Origin of the sequence: Spirosoma sp., assembly GCF_048594605.1 — a bacterium.
Classification (GTDB): Bacteria; Bacteroidota; Bacteroidia; order Cytophagales; family Spirosomataceae; genus Spirosoma.
Genome location: NZ_JBMDWV010000233.1, coordinates 1 through 3755, shown reverse-complemented (window position 1 = coordinate 3755; position 3755 = coordinate 1). Strand labels below are relative to the sequence as shown.

General features: G+C 52.4%; 2 protein-coding genes and 1 pseudogene. All 3 read left to right on the top strand.

Annotation, left to right across the window (positions count from 1 at the left end):
* Window positions 1–570 (top strand): annotated as a pseudogene (locus tag ACOJS8_RS14710) (hypothetical protein); the annotation flags it as partial.
* Between the two features lie 6 nt (window positions 571–576).
* The gene (locus ACOJS8_RS14705; RefSeq protein ID WP_420149298.1) at window positions 577–1947 is read left to right on the top strand and encodes a sulfatase; all 1371 of its coding nucleotides are present in this window, start codon (window positions 577–579) and stop codon (window positions 1945–1947) included.
* The gene (locus ACOJS8_RS14700) at window positions 1944–3602 is read left to right on the top strand and encodes an arylsulfatase (protein ID WP_420149297.1); all 1659 of its coding nucleotides are present in this window, start codon (window positions 1944–1946) and stop codon (window positions 3600–3602) included. The genes ACOJS8_RS14705 and ACOJS8_RS14700 overlap by 4 nt, the downstream gene beginning before the upstream one ends.
* The last annotated feature ends 153 nt before the right edge of the window (window positions 3603–3755 follow it).

The following is a 3755-nucleotide window of genomic DNA, read 5'->3' as shown; positions in this document are numbered from 1 at the left end:
CCGTACCGAAATGCGGCTCTTTATCAGGATGATTTCAAACTGGTTGCCATTAATGCCGACGCGCAAAAACCTGAAAGCTTTGAACTGTACAACCTCAAAACCGATCCGTACGAACGGACGAACGTAGCGTCGGCGAATCCGGCGGTTGTCAGTCAGTTAAAAGTAAAACTGGATAGCATTTACGCCGACATTGCCGCTAGTCCAAACCTAATTACGCGCCGGATTAGCCTGGGCGATCCGCACGAAAACCCAACCGTTCTGACTCGTCAGGACTGGACAGGTCTGGTTAATAACTGGATCAGCGAAACCGGTTTAGGCTACTGGACAGTGCGTGTACAAACGGATGGGTATTATGATTTTACGATTCGGAATCAACCGATCAAAAAAGGAAGTCGTGTGCTGGTTCGCGTCGGGCCTGTGCAACGTAGCGTGCAAACCGATCAGGAGGTCAGTACGCAGGAAACCATCAGCCGGGTTTACCTGAAACGGGGCGATTATAATCTGGAATCGTGGCTGGAAACCGATAAAGGGATGCAGGGGCCGTATTATGTAACAGTCAGTAAACACTAGAAATGGATGAGAAAACGCGTTTATACGTTCTTTTTATGCCTGGTGGCAATCACAGTTTTTGCCCAAAAGACACCTACGGCTCCGCCAAACATCATTATCATTCTGGCCGATGACCTGGGCTGGAGCGAACTGGGCTGCTACCGCAACCGTGATGAGGGAGCGCACTTCAACGAAACGCCCCACCTCGATCGGCTGGCCGGGGCAGGAATGCGGTTTACGCAGGCTTACGCTACGGCGCCCGTATGCACGCCCACGCGCATTGCCCTCATGACCGGACAGCATCCGGCCCGCGTTGGTATTACAGATTATCTGGACGCGAAGGACGAAAAATTCCTGTCGCCCGATTACGTAACGCTTAATGAGCAATTGCAGAAAGCCGGGTATCATTCGGGCCTGATCGGTAAATGGCACCTTACCGGCGATTATACGAAGAAAAAAGGCGAACCGGCTAAACACGGCTGGGACGAAGTGATCTGCTCCGAAACCGGCTACATCGCCAATGGCGACTATTTCCATCCGTATTTTTTCATGCCCGACGTTCCGGCCAAAACCGAAGGAGAATATCTAACGGACCGGCTGAATGCGGAAGCCATTGACTTTATCAAACGCAATCAGGCCAAGCCATTTTTCCTGTATCTGTCGCACTACGCGGTGCACACCAAACTGGCTGGCAAACCCGGCAACGTAGCGAAATACAAACAAAAGCCGGGCGCCGGAACAAACCGGAATAATCCTGAGCTGGCGGCCATGCTGGAAAGCATTGACGAGGGTGTAGGGCAAATCGTCGCTACGTTAAACGAGTTGAATCTGACCAATAATACGCTGATTCTGTTCACGTCGGACAATGGCGGAGAGAGCAACGTAACGTCAAATGCGCCCTTACGCGGAGGCAAATCCGAATTGTACGAAGGCGGTATCAGGGAGCCGTTTATCGCCTGTTGGCCCGGCGTCATAAAGCCCGGCGCGGTCTCAACTCAGGTGATCAATACGCTGGATGTCTACCCAACCTTACTGGAACTTGCTTCGGTAAAACCGGCGACCAATCTGGTACTTGACGGCCTCAGTGTGGCACCGCTGCTGATAGGAACCCGGCCCACTACGTCAAGAACGCTCTACTGGCATTATCCGCTTCCGAAGCCTCATTTTCTGGGCGGGCGCTCGGCTGGCGCGATACGTAGTGGCGATTTTAAGCTGATCGAATACTTCGACAACGGCCAAATTCAGCTATTTAACCTCGCGGACGATGTGGGCGAGCAAACGGATTTATCAGAAAAACTACCCGCCAAACGAACCGAGTTACTCACTCAACTGCGGGCGTGGCGCCAAAAGACCATCTCCGCTAAACAACCGACTACGAATCAATCGATTAAACCATGAAAACACTACGTATCGCTGGTTTTTCACTGCTGAGTGGATTGCTTTTATTCAGCGCTATTTCTCATAAATCCGCCCAAAACCCCACTCCTCCCAAAGCCGCCAAACGGCCGAATATTATCCTGATTATGGCCGACGATATGGGTTACTCGGATATAGGGTGTTTTGGTTCCGAAATTCCAACGCCTAATCTGGACAAGCTGGCAAGTCAGGGCGTCCGGTTTACGCAGTTTTATAATTCGGCCCGGTGCTGCCCCACGCGAGCGTCACTAATGACGGGTTTATTTCCGCACCAGGCGGGTATCGGTCACATGACCCGGGAACCGAGTAACCGGATCGATTACGACTATGGCGTGTACGGCTACCGGGGTGAGCTGAATCGCAACTGCGTTACGTTGGCCGAAGTGCTGAAATCGGCGGGGTATCATACGTACATGGCGGGCAAATGGCACCTGGGTTCCAGTACACCGGATTTGCGTCCTCGTCAGCGAGGCTTCGATCGGTATTACGGTTTGCTGGCGGGGGCGAGCAGCTATCTTGATCCGATTCAACCGCGCGGCATCTGGCAGGATAACGAACCGCTTGAAAAAGTTGAGCAACCGTTTTACACCACCGACGCCTTCACCGACCATGCCCTTACGTTTCTAAGCGAGCAAAACGATCAGCAACCGTTTTTTCTGTATCTGGCGTTTACATCGCCCCACTGGCCGCTGCACGCACTGGAAAAGGACATTGAGCAATTCCGGGGTACGTATCGGCAAGGGTGGGACGCCCTTCGGCAGCAGCGTTTTCGGAAACAGGTAAAAGAAGGCATTGCACCGGAGCAATGGGGCCTCTCGGCGCGCCCGGAGATTTACCCAGCCTGGGCTAAACAGGACACGGCCAAACAGCAGGAAATGGACTACCGAATGGCCGTGTATGCCGCGCAGGTGTATCGCATGGATCAGAACATTGGTAAACTGGTTGATTATCTAAAAAAATCGGGCAAACTGGACAATACGTTACTGGTGTTTCTGTCCGACAATGGTGCCTGTCAGGAAGGGGGCGTACTGGGGGGCGGTACGTTGAGCGATATTAACGATCCGGCCAAAGGGGGCGCCATTTCGTATGGCGGTGTGTGGGCGAATGCGTCCAATACGCCGTTCAAAGGGTTTAAGCACGTTTCGTACGAAGGCGGCATTGCGACTCCGCTGATTGTGCATTATCCGGCGGGCACAACGGGCCAGAAAGGCAAAATCGCCAAAACGCCGGGCTACCTGATCGATATTATGCCTACGTTTATTGAAGCCAGCGGTGCTACGTACCCCACCGAAGCCAACGGTCAGAAAATTCAGTCCATTGAAGGAAAAAGCCTGTTGCCGGTACTGGCGAAAGGAACGCGGCAACCGCACGAGTACATGTACTGGGAGCACGAACATCACCGCGCCATCCGGTTTGGCAAGTGGAAAGCTGTAGGTGTTATTGGTGCCCCCTGGGAATTATACGATCTGGAAGCTGACCGGACCGAGCGACACAACCTTGCCGCCAATCACCCTGAGCTGGTTAGCAAACTCGATCAGCAGTGGAACACATGGGCCAATTCGCACCACGTATTTCCAAAAGGAAGTATGAAACCCGATTTCAGCAAAGAATGGAATTTCTTTAAAACAACTGAATAAGCCGCTACGTAATCAACCCAAATACTAGGTTGCCTTGCCCGGTACACGTATCTACGGGCTTATTGACTTAACTAATCACCCTGTGGTGGGGGGGGTTTGAAACCCACACCAAACCCCAACACCCCAATTTTTTTTTAAAAAAAGGCGGTTTTT